The sequence below is a fragment of the Methylobacterium sp. P5_C11 genome (assembly GCF_054049775.1).
In genome coordinates, this window is sequence record NZ_JBFULS010000017.1 from 25,949 (window position 1) to 40,854 (window position 14,906).

Annotated in this window: 22 protein-coding genes and 1 tRNA gene; 11 read left to right on the plus strand and 12 right to left on the minus strand. The window is 64.7% G+C overall.

The annotated features are described in order from the left end of the window. Positions 1–5 precede the first annotated feature (5 nt). The 3 genes from ACXJKQ_RS11515 to ACXJKQ_RS11525 all read right to left on the minus strand — a co-directional run bounded on the left by ACXJKQ_RS11515 (position 6) and on the right by ACXJKQ_RS11525 (position 1,539). Entirely contained in the window at positions 6–602 is a 597-nt protein-coding gene (locus ACXJKQ_RS11515; protein WP_457105880.1) for a sigma-70 family RNA polymerase sigma factor, read from the minus strand. Then, a complete protein-coding gene (locus ACXJKQ_RS11520) occupies positions 599–757 on the minus strand; it encodes a NepR family anti-sigma factor (RefSeq protein WP_457105881.1) in 159 nt (52 codons plus the stop codon). Before ACXJKQ_RS11520 ends, ACXJKQ_RS11515 begins: the two co-directional genes overlap by 4 nt. Positions 758–1,464: 707 nt before the next feature. Then, positions 1,465–1,539: transfer RNA gene (locus ACXJKQ_RS11525), tRNA-Thr, on the minus strand. Positions 1,540–1,747: 208 nt separating this feature from the next. Between ACXJKQ_RS11525 and ACXJKQ_RS11530 the strand changes: the two genes are divergently transcribed. From ACXJKQ_RS11530 to ACXJKQ_RS11540, 3 genes are all read left to right on the plus strand, one after another. Next, entirely contained in the window at positions 1,748–2,026 is a 279-nt protein-coding gene (locus ACXJKQ_RS11530; RefSeq protein ID WP_457105882.1) for a hypothetical protein, read from the plus strand. Positions 2,027–2,076: 50 nt separating this feature from the next. Then, the gene (locus ACXJKQ_RS11535; protein ID WP_457105883.1) at positions 2,077–2,547 is read left to right on the plus strand and encodes a hypothetical protein; all 471 of its coding nucleotides are present in this window, start codon (positions 2,077–2,079) and stop codon (positions 2,545–2,547) included. A 104-nt stretch (positions 2,548–2,651) separates the two neighbouring features. After that, positions 2,652–2,930 carry a hypothetical protein gene (locus ACXJKQ_RS11540; protein WP_457105884.1) on the plus strand — a complete coding sequence of 93 codons (279 nt, stop codon included), beginning with the start codon at positions 2,652–2,654 and terminating at the stop codon, positions 2,928–2,930. 35 nt (positions 2,931–2,965) lie between these two features. On the opposite strand, the gene ACXJKQ_RS11545 is transcribed toward ACXJKQ_RS11540, so the two are convergent. Then, on the minus strand, positions 2,966–3,190 hold the full coding sequence (locus tag ACXJKQ_RS11545; protein ID WP_457105885.1) for a hypothetical protein: 225 nt from the start codon (positions 3,188–3,190) through the stop codon (positions 2,966–2,968). 39 nt (positions 3,191–3,229) lie between these two features. On the opposite strand from ACXJKQ_RS11545, the gene ACXJKQ_RS11550 reads away from it, so the two are divergent. Further along, on the plus strand, positions 3,230–3,442 hold the full coding sequence (locus tag ACXJKQ_RS11550) for a hypothetical protein (protein ID WP_457105886.1): 213 nt from the start codon (positions 3,230–3,232) through the stop codon (positions 3,440–3,442). 215 nt (positions 3,443–3,657) lie between these two features. Further along, positions 3,658–3,876 (plus strand): DUF6894 family protein, encoded by a 219-nt coding sequence (locus ACXJKQ_RS11555; protein WP_457105887.1) that lies wholly within the window; start codon positions 3,658–3,660, stop codon positions 3,874–3,876. Here ACXJKQ_RS11555 and ACXJKQ_RS11560 read toward each other — a convergent pair. Continuing rightward, the gene (locus ACXJKQ_RS11560; protein WP_457105888.1) at positions 3,864–4,010 is read right to left on the minus strand and encodes a hypothetical protein; all 147 of its coding nucleotides are present in this window, start codon (positions 4,008–4,010) and stop codon (positions 3,864–3,866) included. The genes ACXJKQ_RS11555 and ACXJKQ_RS11560 overlap by 13 nt on opposite strands. Positions 4,011–4,724: 714 nt before the next feature. On the opposite strand from ACXJKQ_RS11560, the gene ACXJKQ_RS11565 reads away from it, so the two are divergent. From ACXJKQ_RS11565 to ACXJKQ_RS11590, 6 genes are all read left to right on the plus strand, one after another. Next, positions 4,725–4,901 (plus strand): hypothetical protein, encoded by a 177-nt coding sequence (locus ACXJKQ_RS11565; protein ID WP_457105889.1) that lies wholly within the window; start codon positions 4,725–4,727, stop codon positions 4,899–4,901. A gap of 110 nt (positions 4,902–5,011) precedes the next feature. After that, positions 5,012–5,236, plus strand: coding sequence for a hypothetical protein (locus tag ACXJKQ_RS11570; RefSeq protein WP_457105890.1), 225 nt, complete (start codon positions 5,012–5,014; stop codon positions 5,234–5,236). 230 nt (positions 5,237–5,466) lie between these two features. Then, positions 5,467–5,868, plus strand: coding sequence for a cupin domain-containing protein (locus tag ACXJKQ_RS11575; RefSeq protein WP_457105891.1), 402 nt, complete (start codon positions 5,467–5,469; stop codon positions 5,866–5,868). A 600-nt stretch (positions 5,869–6,468) separates the two neighbouring features. Further along, positions 6,469–6,726, plus strand: coding sequence for a hypothetical protein (locus tag ACXJKQ_RS11580; protein WP_457105892.1), 258 nt, complete (start codon positions 6,469–6,471; stop codon positions 6,724–6,726). A gap of 793 nt (positions 6,727–7,519) precedes the next feature. Next, entirely contained in the window at positions 7,520–7,651 is a 132-nt protein-coding gene (locus ACXJKQ_RS11585) for a hypothetical protein (RefSeq protein WP_457105893.1), read from the plus strand. Positions 7,652–7,776: 125 nt separating this feature from the next. Further along, a complete protein-coding gene (locus tag ACXJKQ_RS11590; RefSeq protein ID WP_457105894.1) occupies positions 7,777–8,079 on the plus strand; it encodes a hypothetical protein in 303 nt (100 codons plus the stop codon). A 539-nt stretch (positions 8,080–8,618) separates the two neighbouring features. On the opposite strand, the gene ACXJKQ_RS11595 is transcribed toward ACXJKQ_RS11590, so the two are convergent. From ACXJKQ_RS11595 to ACXJKQ_RS11625, 7 genes are all read right to left on the minus strand, one after another. Beyond that, positions 8,619–8,903 carry a hypothetical protein gene (locus ACXJKQ_RS11595; protein WP_457105895.1) on the minus strand — a complete coding sequence of 95 codons (285 nt, stop codon included), beginning with the start codon at positions 8,901–8,903 and terminating at the stop codon, positions 8,619–8,621. A 322-nt stretch (positions 8,904–9,225) separates the two neighbouring features. Next, positions 9,226–9,564 carry a hypothetical protein gene (locus ACXJKQ_RS11600; protein WP_457105896.1) on the minus strand — a complete coding sequence of 113 codons (339 nt, stop codon included), beginning with the start codon at positions 9,562–9,564 and terminating at the stop codon, positions 9,226–9,228. Positions 9,565–9,658: 94 nt separating this feature from the next. After that, complete coding sequence (locus ACXJKQ_RS11605) at positions 9,659–9,781, minus strand: hypothetical protein (RefSeq protein WP_457105897.1); 123 nt, start codon at positions 9,779–9,781, stop codon at positions 9,659–9,661. 9 nt (positions 9,782–9,790) lie between these two features. Continuing rightward, positions 9,791–11,545: a 3TM-type holin gene (locus ACXJKQ_RS11610; RefSeq protein WP_457105898.1), complete on the minus strand. Its 1,755-nt coding sequence runs from the start codon at positions 11,543–11,545 to the stop codon at positions 9,791–9,793. Next, entirely contained in the window at positions 11,542–13,065 is a 1,524-nt protein-coding gene (locus tag ACXJKQ_RS11615) for a phage tail protein (RefSeq protein ID WP_457105899.1), read from the minus strand. The genes ACXJKQ_RS11610 and ACXJKQ_RS11615 overlap by 4 nt, the downstream gene beginning before the upstream one ends. Positions 13,066–13,072: 7 nt before the next feature. Then, the gene (locus ACXJKQ_RS11620; RefSeq protein ID WP_457105900.1) at positions 13,073–13,549 is read right to left on the minus strand and encodes a hypothetical protein; all 477 of its coding nucleotides are present in this window, start codon (positions 13,547–13,549) and stop codon (positions 13,073–13,075) included. Positions 13,550–13,994: 445 nt separating this feature from the next. Next, positions 13,995–14,834, minus strand: a complete 840-nt coding sequence (locus ACXJKQ_RS11625; protein ID WP_457105901.1) for an ABC transporter substrate-binding protein — start codon at positions 14,832–14,834, stop codon at positions 13,995–13,997. Positions 14,835–14,906: the final 72 nt, after the last annotated feature.

Sequence of the window (14,906 nt, forward strand, 5' to 3'; positions counted from 1 at the left end):
CGGCGTCAGGGGCCGTCCAGCGCCGCGCGGGTCTGGGCGTCAGGCCCGATATCGTCGGTCCCGTTCATGCCCAGCACCTCGATCAGGCGTGTACGGGCGCGGCTGACCCGGCTCTTGATCGTACCGACGGCGACGCCGCAGATCGACGCGGCCTCCTCGTAGGTGAAGCTCTGGGCTCCGACCAGCACCAGGGCTTCGCGCTGGGCGGGCGGCAGGCGGTTCAGGGCGCTCTGGAACTGCGCCATCTCCATGCGGATCTCCTGTTCCGGAAGGGCAGTGAGGCGACCGGCATGCACGCCGTCGGCATCCTCGACCTCACGCTTGCGCTTGCGTTGCTCCGAGTAGAACAGGTTCCGCAGGATCGTGAACAGCCACGCGGTCAGGTTGGTCCCACGCCGGAAACTGGCGGCATTGATCCAGGCCCGCACCAGCGTGTCCTGCACGAGGTCGTCGGATCGATCGAAATCGTAGGTCAGCGAGAACGCGAAGGCGCGCAGCGCCGGGATCGCCCCCAGCAGGAGGTCGCGCATCTCGGCATCGGCGCCCGTCGGGATCGGGCCGGATCCGCTCCCCGCGGGAGCGGCTTGCAGCAACAGGGTCATCGCGAGGCCTCCGTATCGGAGCGGGCGGCGAGGTCGTCGAGGAGCGTCCGGAGCCGGTCAGGAATCGGCTGGGCCAGGACGCCGGCATAGTGCAGGCGCAAGCCACGCCCGATCCGGTCCCGCGCCGCGTGGCCGATCGGCCCGCCGGGTGCCATCGGTCGCCGCTTCGGGCGGGACGCGGACGCGCCATCCGGCTCAGGGACGCCCGCGTTCGCCTGATCGTCCTCGATTCCTGACATGGTCGCCCCTCTGCCATGCGCGATGCGCCTCCGAGGAGCCCGGCGGTCCCTTGGACCGTTCGCGCCATCGGCTTGGCAGAGACGCGCCTCATCGCCTTCCGGCGGCGCTGGTAGGCGCGACGGATTTAATCGGCTCTGAATCGCGCATTCATCTAATTTTAATCTTGCAATGGCCCAGCTTGAATTGAAATTATTGGATATATATTCAGAAACAATCCAGAAATACTTGTTTTTAGCGTGGCTGTACCGACAGTCGGTCGGCGTGCCTGAACTCAGGATGAGCGGATCCCGAGACGGTCGGACGGGCCTTAACCGGCTCTTCGGGGCCGATGTCCTGGGCACGGCCCGCACGCGATGGCGACCCCGATGCGCCTGCGAGAGGCGGAACCGCGCCCTCGGGACGCACTTCCGTCTCTACCTGCACGATAGGGTGTCGGTGGGACGGCATGAGGGCGGACAGGGGGGTACCGACGGATCGCGGGCCGCAGAACCGACTCACCACTGCGGGGCGAGGCGCGGTCGATCCGCGTCCGCCGCAGGCGCTTCCAGCCGCCGCGGGCGCCCGATCACGGGACCCCGTCGCCCGGATGGACGGCGCCGTCAGGGTCCGTTCGGAAATCGTCTGGTGCCGGTGGAGAGGATCGAACTCCCGACCTTCGGTTTACAAAACCGCTGCACTACCGCTGTGCTACACCGGCAGGCGCTCTGAAACCATTGAGGGAATTGGTGGTTTCGGTGCGTCAGAGGCGCTTTTGACTACGTTTGGGGGCGCTTCGTCAAGGCACATCAGACGGCACATTCCGTTCACCGCTCGTTCGCGCTGCCCTTCGGGCGAGCCGAAAAGCCGGCTCCCGAGAAATTCGGGGGTCGGCACAAGGGTCGGCACAGGCCGCGGCACAGGATCGAATGGCCAAGGAACCCGCGATCGTCTCCGAGTTGCGCAAGGCGGCCGAGGTCTCCGACCAGGAGATCGACGCCGCGGTCGACGCCGTGCTCACGGACTTGGCGACCGAGGCCTATCCGCTCGCGAAGGGCTGGACCCTCGACCTCGTCGAGACGCTCCGGACGAACGCCCGCGCGACGGAGGCGCTGACCACCCAACAAGCCGACCTGGAAGCGCAATATGGTCCGGACGGCAATCCTTTTGGCGCACCCGGTGAAGGGGTGACGGGGGCGGTGCTGTGACGCCAGACGAATACGTCAGGGTGGTCGTCCTGCCGGCAGTGCGAGAATTTATGGCGAAGCCCGACGACCGGCGATTGGCCTGTCTGTCCGCGATCGCTGCCTTCCACATCACCGACTACTTGATGCGCGCCGTTCAGCCGGCGACCACGAGTCAGGGCGAGGCCGAGCTGAAGCGCATCCGAGGGGTACTCCAGACGGATATGGCCCACTGGTACGATGCGATCGAGGGCATAGCGAACGGCGCCAAGCACTGCGGCCGAGATCACAACCGCGGTGCGCCCTTCAAGCCCGGCGACGAGGCATCCATCCCACCCTTCGGTTTCGGCGAGGGCGGAGGGTTTGGCGGGTTCGGTCAGGGACGCTCGCATGGTCCAGGTCTCCACTCGCCAGCGGCAGATGGCCATGTCTTCGTTGACAACGCTCTGGGCTACTTCCTGCTTGGCTGCGCGCGCCGGTTTCCTGATCACATCACGAGCATCCAGCCTTCGGATCGGGACCCGAAGTTCAAGTCGGCCGGCTGACTAATGTCGGGCGACGAGAGCGATCCGATCCTCGATGCGGTCGACGCGCTGCGAGCCGCCGGCGAGGTCGTGACGCCGATCTGGAGCGCTGGCAGATTGGCGACATGACGTTCACGGACGCGGATCTGTGGCGCCTGGCGGCCAGCCGCGGCTTGATCGAGGACCACCAGGAGCAGCCGGCGGCGGCACCCTCGACCCAGCCGCCCTGGCGCGAGGTCACGACGGACGACTACCACCCGCGAATCCACGAGGACGACGTCGGCGGCTCGGCCTACATCGCCGCCGGCCGGGCGGTGCATCACCTGCTCCAGGAGCAGCTCGACGGCAAGTGCCGCCTCCGGCTGGTCCTGCGCGAGGCCGTAGACCTCGCGGGCCGGGACTAGAAGCGGCAGAACCCCTACTGGCTCTGGGCCTACGATCACGGCGTCAGCACGATCCTGAGCGCGGCCCTGATCGTGATCGAGATGCGGTCAGGCAAGCGGCACGTCGTGCGGATGGTGCGCAATGCCGAGGACGCGCGCGATCCGGGCGGCGGCTGGGCCGACGGCGTGCAGGGCGGGATCGCGCCGGGTCCATGGTTGAGGCGTCCGATCCCGACGCGGTGATCGAGGTGCTGGCCCAGAATGGGCGCGGGCGAAGGCATTGAGCGCTCGGGCCGGGCTGCCGCTGGCGTGAGGACGCCATGACCGATGAGCAGAAGGGCTACCTACATGCGCTGTCCACCATGCGCCTCTGGCATCGGTGGCAGATCAGCGAGTGCCTTGGCGATGCGCGCGCCATGCAGGCCCACGAGCAGGCCATCGCATGGCTCGACATGCTGATCGCGACGAAGAAGCCGCACGCGGCTCAGGATGAGGGCGAGCTGCGCCGTGCCAGGCCGACTGGCGAGGCTTAGATCAGGCCGCCCATGGGTCTGCCGGTGAAGGACTTCACGGCCTGCGTTACGAGCTTCGCAATGGCCAAGGCGGCGGCAGACGCCTGCGTTTCTGAGGGGAAGGTCCGATCCAATTTTGGGACTACTCGACCTGGCATGCCAGCTTGGCCATAAGGCCAATCCGTTGGATGTTTCCCTCGTCGGAGGGCTACGCCGACGGTCTGAGCAGGAGCGACATGGCAGAGCGCTATCACTTCCGCCTGAGGGGGCCGAGAGAGGTCATCGAGGATACCGAGGGCGTCCTGGCAACCTCGATCGAGGTTGCCGTAGCCGAGGCAACGCAGCTCATCGCCGAGATGCGCGCCCGAAGCGAGTTGCCCGATCCTGGCGAACGCTGGTCCTTGGAGATCCACGACGATGCCGGTGTCGTGCTGCGCTCGTTTCAGCTGTACTGAGTGTCGGCTTTTAGGCGGGATAGCTTGCGCAGGATCTTGCGGATGTGCTTGCGGATGAGAACGCTCTCGGCCGTAGGGCAGAGTTCTGGATGCACAATCGGCATATCCATGCCATCGCAGACCGAGCCGTACATCGAACTCTCCGCCTGATTCGAAATCAGTCTCTAGCAGACCGTTCAGGCCAGCGCATCCATCATATGGCGATATTTGCTGGAGATGGTTTGGCGCGATTAACGTAGGTCAAATCATTTAGGCCCGGAAACAATAGCGCAATAGAATTCCCGTGCTTATCGGATTGTCCGACAGACAAGCGGTCGAAATAATTCCTGTCTCACCCGCTTGGAATGACATCGTTCAATTGCGGACGGATGCTCGACGGCTGGGAGCACCGCATCACGGCGCCGTCACCATCAATCTGGTCGCGCCAGGAGGCGACGGCGGGCAGGAGGTCGGCGGTGTCGAGGCTGGTTGGCATGACGGTGGGATACCGATCACAGACGGGACCGCTATGCGACGCCTTCGTCCACCGATAAGCTTCAGCGCTTCGCGAGCACGAAGAAGCGAGGGTAAGATCCGAAGGCCGTGATCGAAAGCGCGATTTCCAAACTGATCTTGCGGCCAGCTGTCGACGACGGCAGCCCGAAACGGGATCCGTCAGAGACAGGCAGGGCAGGCGCAGCGGCAACGCGACGCCGAGAGGGGCGAGTTCGAAGAGGGGACTGCCGATTCCGAGCGAGGCGCATGGCGCAGGCGAGCGCCGAGCCCGATGCGCCCGGAGACTACCGCAGTCATCTTCGTCTATCAGAACCGTAGAAATCGAGGGCGCCGAGTCCCGAGAGGAGCAATCGATGCTGAGTCCGGTAGAGGCGTTGCGAAAACTGCGCGACGAGATGGTGATGGATCGCCGCAAGTTGGTGGATCAGCAGGAGAGCATCCGGAACGTACAGGCCGAAATCGAGGCAATCGATCGGGCTATCGCGGACGAGGAAGCTGTGCAGAGCAGTGAAAACCAGAAAATCGAGTAGCGTTTCAGATTGAAATCTTCGCCCCGGTTAGATCGTCTCGTATTCCCGTCCCCGTGCCCTCGCGCGTCCTCTCCCGCTGGCGTATGCTTGACGCCAAGCAGGAGGCTCCCATGGCCGAGCAAGATCGTGCGCTCATCGACACGCACGGCGAACAAGACAACGTCGCCTTGGCGCAATTAGGCGCGGCCGTGATCCTGGCTTGGCCCTTATTGGAGTCCGACATGCAGCGCGATTTGATCGCGACAGCAAACGTCGTGGATGGCGTCAAAAGAGATCCGAGTTTCGAAGCGGCCCTGACTCGGCTTGTTCAGATGAACACTCGGAGCAGAGGTTGATCATACAGACCGGGTCAAGGGGTCGTCGCCACCGCCGAGCCCATGCGATCGCCAACACCATCTGAGCCGCTCGAGGCTGCGGGCGTCACCGTCATCGAGGAGAATGGCAAGGGGCCGGGGGGCGGCTGAGGAAGGGTCGAATACGAGCGACGCTGTCTGAGCCAAGCTATGCATGTATTCCAGTTCAATCCCCGCCGTGCCATGCTTGGTCCAAAGGGAGGATGATCAGCATGCGACGGTTCGCAAGCCTTGGCCTCGCGCTCGCCTTCGGGGCTGCCGGTTTCACCGCTGGAGCCGCAGCCAAGGCGCAAGACATCAAACGAACCGAACTCAACCGCTCGCCGGTGTCTGGTGACGATACCAAAGAGATCGTCATGCAGCTGGTGGAGTTCCCGCCGGGCGCCACCTCACTTCGGCATTTCCACAACGGCGAAGAGGCTTTCTACGTGCTGGAGGGCGGCACGGTGCAGGTGCCTGGTCAGGTGCCGAGAGAGCGGGCTAGCGGTGAGCACGGCATCAACCAGCGCGGCGTACCGCATGCGGGTTATACGGTGGTCGGCGAGCGAACAATCAAGATCCTGTCAGTGTACGTCATCGACAAGGGCAAGCCGTTGCAGGAGCCTGCGCCTTGATCGCGGACCAGCCCGAGCACCTGAAGGCGAAGGACTATCTGAAGTGAGCAACGCTGAAGCCGAGCCTTGGGAATTACGCGAGATCCTTCGGCTCGCGACGGCTTTGGCAGAGCATTTTTTGAAGTCAGACGCCGCGGAGGTGTCAGCTCACCCTGAGAGGCTCAAGGTTCTCCTAAGCGCCACCCAATTCCTCCATGACCACGATGTGTCATGGCCACCCGTCCTGCGCGAGGCCGTCGTCAAAGCCGCGGAACGCTTGGAGGGAATCCGTGGACGTTGAGGACCGCGACTTCGAGCACTCGCCGCTGCCCGGCTCATTCGGCCGCGATGGCGCGGCTGTCGATGTCGAGATTTACCGGTATTCCAGCACGCAGGAGCCCTGGCGGTTGGTCGCGGTCGATCTGGCGTCGGGTCGCTCCACCGCTTGGGCTGGGACCTTCGCGACGGAGCAGGAAGCCTACGCAACCTTCACTGCGATGGTCGAGGCGGACGGCATGGCGTCGTTCGCGGCATGGCGTTGCGGCACGATCCACTTATTTGAGCCCATCATGGTGGGATCGGCGTTGAAGGCTGCGCAATCACGAATGGATGGAGGCTCGGATGCCGCCCATGCTGACGAAGACGATCATCGGCGCCGTCATCGCCATCGCCCTCGCGGCGGCCGTCTCCTATGGCCTTGTCAGCCAGCAGACCGCTGACCAGATTCAGACCAAGGCGAACCAGACGCTGCAGAACGATCAAGGCTCGCTCGGACCTACGTCGCAGCAGCCACCGCCGCCCCCGTCGAACTCGATCCCGCAGGCCCCCGGCCAGCCTGGCGCATCACCGCAGCCGCCCGCACCTGCTCCGAAGCAGTAGCGGCTCTATATCGGCCGCATGCCCACGCTCGGCCTCAAGCTTCCGCTCCGCATCTGTGTCCTCGAAGAGACCGTGTGCGTCGAGGACGCCAACGGTCGCTGCACCGGCTACATCTATTGGTCCGACGATGGGCAGTGCCGATCCAGCAGGGGACGGTTCTCCAAGGCAGAGGCTATCGAGCAGGTGCGGGTGATCGCGAGGGCCTGGGCCGATGCACTCGCGTCGAACGGCACGCTCAGCACCGGACCAGCGCCGGGTGCGGGCGCTGCAGCAGCCGAGCCATCACCGCAGGCGTAATATCGCACCCACTCCGCCGCCTCGTGGAAAAGGCCCTGAAGGCGAAGCGATGATGACGGCTCGGACCGGCGCCCTATCTCGGCCGACACTGGCTCACGAGAGGGTGCATGTCCCACTTCCAGGCTTCCCGCCACATCCACCGTACAAGCTCCCGAATGAAGGCAGAAACGCGCGAGACGACCTCTGCGGAGGTCCGGGAGGAAATCGAGGAGGCGCGCCGGGCAGTCGACGAGCGCACGGAGCGACTACGGGCGATGCGGTTGGCTCGTGCAGGCCGGGGCTCCTGAAGCAACTCTCGAAACCGCCGGCCTCACCGTTATTGAGGAAAACGGCGAGGGGCCGCGGGCGGGGCTTAAGAATGTTGCGCACCCTGCTCGACACCGCCATCCCGGCGGATGTCCTGCCGGGATGCGCTACCGTCCGGCCGAATTGACGATGAGCCGTTGATTGCCTAGCCCACGCTCATTAGGTCACTAGCCTTCGCCAGGAGATGTCAATGGCTACGGACAACAAGCGCGGCAATCGCGAAGCCAAGAAGCCCAAGGCTCCGAAGGTGAAGACCAACGCCTCGGCGCCGTCGACCAAGGGCATTGTGACTGCAAAGCCCGCTGCGGGCTCGAAGAAGTAGGGTGGCGCTCAGATCGGCTGGATAGAGATGTAGTCCGTCTGGCCGCTCTCACCCCTGCCCTCTGTTGGCCATCATCGTGTAGGCCCGGCCCTCGACGCCGCCGTACCGATAGCTATCGTGCCTGGATGCGCACAGCTCTCGCCGCCCTCGCTCTCTTTGTCGCTGCCTGTGGGGCGCAAGCGCAGCAGCAGATATCAACCGTCCCTGAACTGCTGACAGCTGAACTGAAAGCTGCTCAAGCCTGCGAGGGATCTGGTGATCCCGCCATCATCAAGGAGCAGTGCAGGCTCCGAGATCGGCTGAGCGGCCGCTTGGCCCAGGCCGGCCACTGCTATGGCCGGAAGGGGCAGGCTGAGGGAAAAATGGAATGGCACGCCTGCCAGCCGGACTCGATCTATGAGGACGACATCGAGGCAGTGCAGCCCTGACGGCTACTCGACCGCCTCCGGGTGCCGCGACCACACGCCTGTGTAGTGCCGCAAGATCTGCGAGCAGCCATTGTGCGATCGGCGGTGTGAGAGAGTCAGGTGCCCCTGTGCGCTGTAGACACCCATGACCGTAACGCGGCCGTGGCAGATCGGACAGCGCTTGAGGACGTTGCTAGGCAGCAGGCGCGCCTCGTTGAGACTGACAGCTCGCCAAGCGCCGTCCGCTTTCACTTCGCAGGTCTGTGCTGACGGCGTCGGCATGCCCGACCATGCCGCCTCGGCAGACCGCTCGCCAGGGCTGCGAAGCCACACCTCATCCGCTCGGCCACACCCCAGTCTGCGCACGGGGCGGGAGAGCGTCCGATCTCACCAGAGTATGAGCCGAGCCGATACGCAACTTGGCTCGGGGTACGATGGCAAGTGGCGGTTACCGGGCCGTGCGCGTGCCTGCGGCTCAGCGATCCCGCGCCGAGATGCCAAGCACGATAAAGCCCCCACCGCGGACCGACCGGGCAGTGATGTAACTCCCGCAAAACGACTTACGACGAGATATCTTCGTCTTCCACGGATTCAATTGCCGCGATAGCGATTTGTATCTCAGCAATCTGTCGTATAGAGCTACGGGAAGGTATAGTTTTCGACGTGGCGGCCGCGACAATAATGCTACGGCGGCGAGCTGCAAGCAGATCGTGTAATTCGCTCAGTTTATCTGTATTACAAAATTCCACTTGAACTAAAGATGCCAATCTGTGGAATGGCACTACTGTTGATGAGTTTTCGGCTTCACGAGCTTCGTGCTCGTCAGGAGACAGGATTTTATCCATGGGTGCGCCTGTCCATTGCAGGCCAGCGCGCTTGTCGCTCAGTCGCCGGAGCCTGAAAGGTTTCACCCTGCGATCCGTCAGTCTCGCATGGATCGCGGACGCCGCATAGAAGAACCTCAGCCTGCAGCGAAGGCTCGATTACTCGCGTGTGCGAACGGTATAATCACCAACGAAAGAGCCCCCCGCGGCAGTGCCGGCGGGGCTGATGTGATCTTGGGGAAACTTGAGGCCCGGTCTACGCGCAGGCGGCAGCGGGGTCCCAGGCTCTGACTCGAAACGCGCTTGTCTGAGTTCGAGACCACTGCTCTTCGAGTGGGCCGGCTCAGCGGCCCGCCAGCCCGACCTTCGCCAGCACGATCCCGCCGAAGTCCAGCAGCGCCGCCGAGGCGAGCCCCCAGCCGATCTTGCGCAGATCCCGCACCTGCCGGGCGACCTCGGCGAGCCCCTTGGCGGCCTCCGCCTTGGCGCCGTCCACCGCCTTGTCGATCCGCCGCTCGATCTCGTCGCGGGCGACGAAGTGCTCTATGTCGCGCCGGTAGGCGACGCCCTCCAGCTTCTCGTCCATCCGGTCGAGCTTGCCCCCGAGCGCGTCCATCTGGCGGCCGGTGGCTTCCACGCGCTCGATCAGGCGCCCGATCCACTCGGGCAGATGGTCGGCCATGGCCCCGGTCCTTCGCTCGCCGCGACCCGGCCGCGCTGTTCGCGCCCGGGACGGTGTTTCGTCCGTCATCGCTGCGCGCCCACGGTCCCGGGGCTCACCCCTTCGGCCCGATCATCTGCGGCACGATCTTGTCGACCGAGCGGGCCAGCATGTAGGCGGCGATCCCGACGGTGAGCAGCGACCACAGCTCGGCCGGCACGCCCTTCAGCGCGGCCACCACCTCCACCTACAGTCCGACCATGGGCGAGACCACGCCCACCCAGGTGATGATCGCCAGCGCCCAGAGCACGGTGATCGGCCGGGCGTTGCGGGCGAGCCGGCTCTCCGAGCCGGCATCGGTCTTCATCACCTCGGCCATGGCGCGGCTGAGGTCGCCCTGCTGGTCGATCAGAGTCTTCTGCAGCTCCAACTGTACCTGCAAGCGCTGGCCCTCGTCGGGCAGCACCTTCGCGAGGATCGGGCCTATGGTGCCGAGCAGCGAGGGGAGAATGGCGAGGAAGCCCATGGTCAAGTGCCCTTCTGCATGTTGTGGCGGATCGCATCCCGCAGGCGCAGCCACCAAGATTCGATGGGGACGGCCGGCGCGCCGGTCATCGGCCCGAGCGGATCGGGGCGCGGCGGGTGCCGCTCCCCCGGATGCGCGCACCGGGGCGGGATCGCCCCGGCGGGCATAGACGGTGCCGTAGGCGGACAGCCCGGCCTGGTCCCGCTCGGCCTGCCGGCGTGTGAGGATCGCGGCCGGCCGGTCCCATAGCAGGAAGGCCTCCACCGCCCGCGGCAGGTCGCTGGCATTGGCGAAGCGCACGACGCTGGACTGCGCGAAGTTGGCTGGGCCGATGTTGAAGCCGAGCGAGCAGCAGGCGTCGAAGAACGGCTGCGGCACCGGTTTGGCGAGGGCGGCACGCACGGCAGCCAAGTAGGGCTTGAGATCGGCCGCGAAGAGCGCGTCGGCCTCTGCCTCGGTCAGGATCAGCCCGGCCGTCACGACGGGCGGCCCAGCGGCCGAGGTATGGCCCCGTCCGATCGTCCATGTTCCAACGCTGTCGGGGTAGGCGCGCAGACGGCAGCCTTCGCGCGCCGCCAGGGTGCTGTCCGCGTAGATCTGACCCTGCGTGCCGCCCGCGGGCTCCGCGGACAGCGGCTGCAGCTCCAGCGCCCCGTTGCCGCGGATCTTCACCACCGCCCGGCGCGTGGCCGTGCCGGGCGCCGTGGTCTGGACATCGAGACAGGTGCCCTGCGCCATCGCGGTGAGATCCTCTTCTGCCGTGCCCAGAACGGCGACGGCGTTGGCGGTGTAGGCACCGCCCGCGTGGTAGCCGGCGCCGAACAGACCGAAGAGCCGGTCGGCCGCCTTGATCGGCAGCGGCGCCCCGACCACACCCCGGGCGGCCCGGGCGTTGCAACTGGCGACGGGCGCCCGGGTGCCGGCCACATCGTCCCCGAAAGCGTCGAGCTGGACGATGGGCTGCTGGCCGAGTCCGAGGACGTGCAGCGGTGCGCTCGGGGAAGTCACCCCTGACAAGCCGACATAGCCAGTCGCGGCCGCGATCGTCATGGCCGTCCGGAAGACGGCGCCGTCCGGGCTCGTCTTCAACGTCAGATCATCGCTGCCGAGCGTGCCAAACAGAACCTGGCTCACATAGCCGGTCTGCAGGATGAAGCCGGCGTCGTGGGCCGCGGTCTTCTTGTTGAGGGTCAGGCGCATGTTGCCGGCCCCCGGGGTGACATCGTCCCAGGAGAGGAGGGCGGCCTCGGACTTCACCGCGAGGCGGTTGGTGGCGTCTGCGGCGGTGTTGATGCCGAGCGTCGGCACGCCGGTCTTCAGGTCGCCGGCGGAGACGGTCGGGTGGCCGCCGGGCGTAACGCCATCGTGGACGACGAGGCGCCAGTTGGTGGTGTCGACCACAAACTCGCCCGGCTTCCCGACGAAGGTCGCGAGGAACGACCACGCGTCCCTCAGCCACTGCGTGCGCACGCTCATGCGGAGACGAGCCCCAGATCGAGAAAGTTGGGATAGGGGTCGGAGGCGCGCCCGAAATCGTCGTTGCGGACTGCCGTCTGTGAAGCGAACCCATGATCCGCACCGCGGCCGAGGGCCAGGGTCTCGGCGACCGGCCCGAACCGGCCCGAGCCGATCGGCGTCACCGTGTAGGGGGTGCAGGTCGCAAGGTCCTGCAGCGCGTCGCCGAAGATGTTGAACGCTTGCAGCTTCAGGGTGAGCGTCGTGCCGATATAGGCGGCCGGCACGCTGTAGCGGAACACGGCCTCGTCGAGCCGGGTGAAGGGCGTCCCGGCCGGATGCGCGCCGATCGCCGAGCCGTAGAGCCCGCGCTCCAGATAGGTCAGGGCGAAGGCGTGGGATCCGGTGAGCGTCGCCGTGGCGTAGGAGACCAACTCCCGGTCGACCAGCGCCAGGATCACGCCATCCCGCGCGTCGGCCTGTGTCGCGGAGGCCAGCGTCCCGCCGGATCGGCCGAGATCGACCGACAGCGTGTTGCCGAGATCGGGGTTCGGCCAGGCCGGCGCAGCCAGGTCCGCGGTCAAAACGCCCTGGCGGGACGGTTGCGTGAGCGTGCCGATCTCGACGAAGGTCGACCCGTCGCGGGAGACCCAGACGTTCGCCCCGCCCCAGAACGGGTCGGCATTGGCGCCGGAGGCCGCGATCCAGACCTGGGGCACGCCCGCGGTCAGCGCGGCAGGCGGCTCGAAGATCAGCGAGTCGTTGACGGCCGCCGGTACCACGCCGCGGTCGATGCCGGAGCCGGTCGCACCGACTGTGGGATAGGCCGCTGCGGTTGCCGTGCCGCGCGGGAACTCCTCGGCCGTGACGGTGAGGAGCCCGTCCTCGTCCTCCTCGATCGCCGTGATGCGCACCGGCGCCCGGGCGAGCCCGAGCCCCGGGTCGGTCAGGGTCACGATATCCATCGGCTCCAGGAGGCAGAACTCCCAGGACAGGCGGAACGTGAAGGTGTTGCGGATGTAGAGGGCGCGCTGCAGGGCGAGCTGCGCCACGAGGCGGCCGATGGAGAGCGCGCAGATCTCCCGGGCGGTGATCGTCCCCCCGACCTTGAGGCCGTAGCGCTCGATCGCGCCCTGGTCGCGCGCCTCGACCGTCGTCGTGGTGTAGCCATGACTGCGATCGGAGCACTCGACGCGCTGGACGTTGGGCAGACCGTAGGGATCGCTGCGCGCGATCCGCACCGGATCGTCGCCCTCGGCGGCCAGGAAGTCGTCGTCGGTGAGGTCGTAGACCGGCGTGACGTCGGGCACGTAGGTGACGCGGGCGCCCGAGTGGGTCGTGCCGGTCACGACTTGGTCGCCGTAGGGGACGATCTTGAGCCGCGCCCCCGACCACACCGCCGCGCTGTTGGTCAGCCTCAGCCAGCGCGCCAGGATGGCATTCGCCGTCTCGGCGTCGGTCAGGGCCGGGCTGAGCCCGAGGCCGAGGGCCGCGCAATAGGTCTGGTAGGACGCATCACCCGACGCGCCGAACAGGCTCATCGTGGCCTCAGACCGGGTCGGCCTCGGCGGCCGCGCGTGCGGCCCACAGGCTGAAGAAGCGCGGGTGCCGGCCCGGCTCGGCGAGGACGGGGTTGCGGGCGAGCGGCTCCTCGACCACGGCTTGAGCCGGCGAGAAGGCGTGCACGAGAGTCAGGGGATCCGTCACGGTGATGATGCCGCCGTGGGCGTAGGCGCGACCGTAGCGGAAGACCACGACATCGCCGGGCTGCGGCCGGGCGACCTCCGCAGCGCAGTCGAACACGAAGCCGAGGTAGCGCTCGTCGGCGCGGTGGAGGTGCCAGTCCTGCGGGTAGGGCCGCGGGTCAAAGGCCGGCACGAGCCCGGCATCCACGAACACACGCACGAGGAGCATACCGCAATCGACGCCGACGCCGCGCAGGTCGGCGCCGGGGTGGTAAGGCGTGCCGATCCAGCTCAGGGCGTCGCGCACGAGCGTTTGGCGCCCTTCGTCTTCAGCATGCATGGCAGGCCCCCGACGCGCTCCATGCAAAGGCACGTGACCGCGCGCCGCTCGCTCCTGGAAGGGATCAGGTTCGATGGAGCACTTCAGATCTGATGCAGAATCCCGATCCCGAAGGTCGACGCTGGATCGCGACTGGGCCTTGGGCTTCATGTCGGAAGGGGACGTTCCGTGCTCGACCCGTGTCGGCCGTGCAAACAGTTATCAGCGGTTCCCGAGAGCGGTCGTATGCCGGCCGCTTCCTAACGTCCCCTCGGATTTGCTTTGCAACAAAATTCGATAAGTCCACGAAATTGCTAAATCTGGTATTTTCCTATCAAATACAAAAAGCACTAAGATATCGAGGTAGCCTGTCCAATTTGTAATTTATACTGATCCGCAATATTAACTAGTATTAGGCACAAGATAGATTAATGCGAATATAATAACCACCTAAATTCGGTTATATTTAATCTACATACTCATCGACGCTCGCTAAAATATTTCCCGAGATTTTAATTCCTAGTTTATCCGCGGTTTTCATATTAATAACTACCCGGTATTTGCTCGGTTGTTCTACAGGAAGGTCGCAAATTTTAGCCCCCTTCAGCAATCTATCCACGTAACTGCCGGCGCTTCGAAATATATCAGGGATATTCGTTCCATATGACATGAGAGCGCCGTCTCTCACGTACAGTTCGTTGTGAAACACCGAAGGCAAGCTCTGCTTGAGAGCTAGTGCCGCGATCCGCTTCCTTTCGACAACAAATGAAGGATCCGGCTGTGCTGCGAGACACGTATGGCCATCTTGCTGAATAGCAGCAAATGCAGATTCCAGGTTCGATATGCCATTTATCTCGAGAGGCTCAATTCTCAAATTTAAATTGCTTTCTTCTAATTTAATCCGGTCCACGTACTGACGAGTGTCGGACGTATCAGTATTGACCATAATTTTTGCGACTTTTATGCTGGGGATGGCCTCTTTTATAACTTCAAGCCGCTTTTTGATGAGATCAGGGAATTCTATCCCCGTTATGTTTCCGTCCGGATGAGGTATGTTTTTGACCAACCCGCGCCCGACCGGGTCAAATGCTGCAATAAAGACTATTGGCGTTTCTTTTGCTACTTTTTGCAGTGCCAGAGCCGAATTCGGGCCCGCTCCTATCAATATATCAAAATTCTTCGATGCGAGCTCTGCAGCCATGGCTTGAAAATGTTCCGGAATTTCAGCCGGAAATCGATGCTCGATGATAATATTTTGGCCTTCGAAAAAGCCGTGATCAGCAAGTCCCCGACGAAAAGCGCTCATGTATAACGCTTCTTGGTCCGGACCGGCCGCATGCCAAAGCAGACCGATCCGAGGAACATGATCCTGCGCCCA

Bases quoted from the DNA above. Each gene is read 5' to 3' on its own strand.
- ACXJKQ_RS11540 (WP_457105884.1), top strand. From the start codon at position 2,652: ATGACGTTCACGGACGCGGATCTGTGGCGCCTGGCGGCCAGCCGCGGC.
- ACXJKQ_RS11530 (WP_457105882.1), top strand. From the start codon at position 1,748: ATGGCCAAGGAACCCGCGATCGTCTCCGAGTTGCGCAAGGCGGCCGAG.
- ACXJKQ_RS11555 (WP_457105887.1), top strand. From the start codon at position 3,658: ATGGCAGAGCGCTATCACTTCCGCCTGAGGGGGCCGAGAGAGGTCATC.
- ACXJKQ_RS11585 (WP_457105893.1), top strand. From the start codon at position 7,520: ATGGCTACGGACAACAAGCGCGGCAATCGCGAAGCCAAGAAGCCCAAG.
- ACXJKQ_RS11590 (WP_457105894.1), top strand. From the start codon at position 7,777: ATGCGCACAGCTCTCGCCGCCCTCGCTCTCTTTGTCGCTGCCTGTGGG.
- ACXJKQ_RS11550 (WP_457105886.1), top strand. From the start codon at position 3,230: ATGACCGATGAGCAGAAGGGCTACCTACATGCGCTGTCCACCATGCGC.
- ACXJKQ_RS11515 (WP_457105880.1), bottom strand. From the start codon at position 602: ATGACCCTGTTGCTGCAAGCCGCTCCCGCGGGGAGCGGATCCGGCCCG.
- ACXJKQ_RS11575 (WP_457105891.1), top strand. From the start codon at position 5,467: ATGCGACGGTTCGCAAGCCTTGGCCTCGCGCTCGCCTTCGGGGCTGCC.
- ACXJKQ_RS11535 (WP_457105883.1), top strand. From the start codon at position 2,077: ATGGCGAAGCCCGACGACCGGCGATTGGCCTGTCTGTCCGCGATCGCT.
- ACXJKQ_RS11580 (WP_457105892.1), top strand. From the start codon at position 6,469: ATGCCGCCCATGCTGACGAAGACGATCATCGGCGCCGTCATCGCCATC.
- ACXJKQ_RS11520 (WP_457105881.1), bottom strand. From the start codon at position 757: ATGGCACCCGGCGGGCCGATCGGCCACGCGGCGCGGGACCGGATCGGG.
- ACXJKQ_RS11615 (WP_457105899.1), bottom strand. From the start codon at position 13,065: ATGAGCCTGTTCGGCGCGTCGGGTGATGCGTCCTACCAGACCTATTGC.
- ACXJKQ_RS11570 (WP_457105890.1), top strand. From the start codon at position 5,012: ATGGCCGAGCAAGATCGTGCGCTCATCGACACGCACGGCGAACAAGAC.
- ACXJKQ_RS11545 (WP_457105885.1), bottom strand. From the start codon at position 3,190: ATGCCTTCGCCCGCGCCCATTCTGGGCCAGCACCTCGATCACCGCGTC.
- ACXJKQ_RS11620 (WP_457105900.1), bottom strand. From the start codon at position 13,549: ATGCATGCTGAAGACGAAGGGCGCCAAACGCTCGTGCGCGACGCCCTG.
- ACXJKQ_RS11600 (WP_457105896.1), bottom strand. From the start codon at position 9,564: ATGGCCGACCATCTGCCCGAGTGGATCGGGCGCCTGATCGAGCGCGTG.
- ACXJKQ_RS11625 (WP_457105901.1), bottom strand. From the start codon at position 14,834: ATGAGCGCTTTTCGTCGGGGACTTGCTGATCACGGCTTTTTCGAAGGC.
- ACXJKQ_RS11595 (WP_457105895.1), bottom strand. From the start codon at position 8,903: ATGGATAAAATCCTGTCTCCTGACGAGCACGAAGCTCGTGAAGCCGAA.
- ACXJKQ_RS11610 (WP_457105898.1), bottom strand. From the start codon at position 11,545: ATGAGCGTGCGCACGCAGTGGCTGAGGGACGCGTGGTCGTTCCTCGCG.
- ACXJKQ_RS11560 (WP_457105888.1), bottom strand. From the start codon at position 4,010: ATGTACGGCTCGGTCTGCGATGGCATGGATATGCCGATTGTGCATCCA.
- ACXJKQ_RS11565 (WP_457105889.1), top strand. From the start codon at position 4,725: ATGCTGAGTCCGGTAGAGGCGTTGCGAAAACTGCGCGACGAGATGGTG.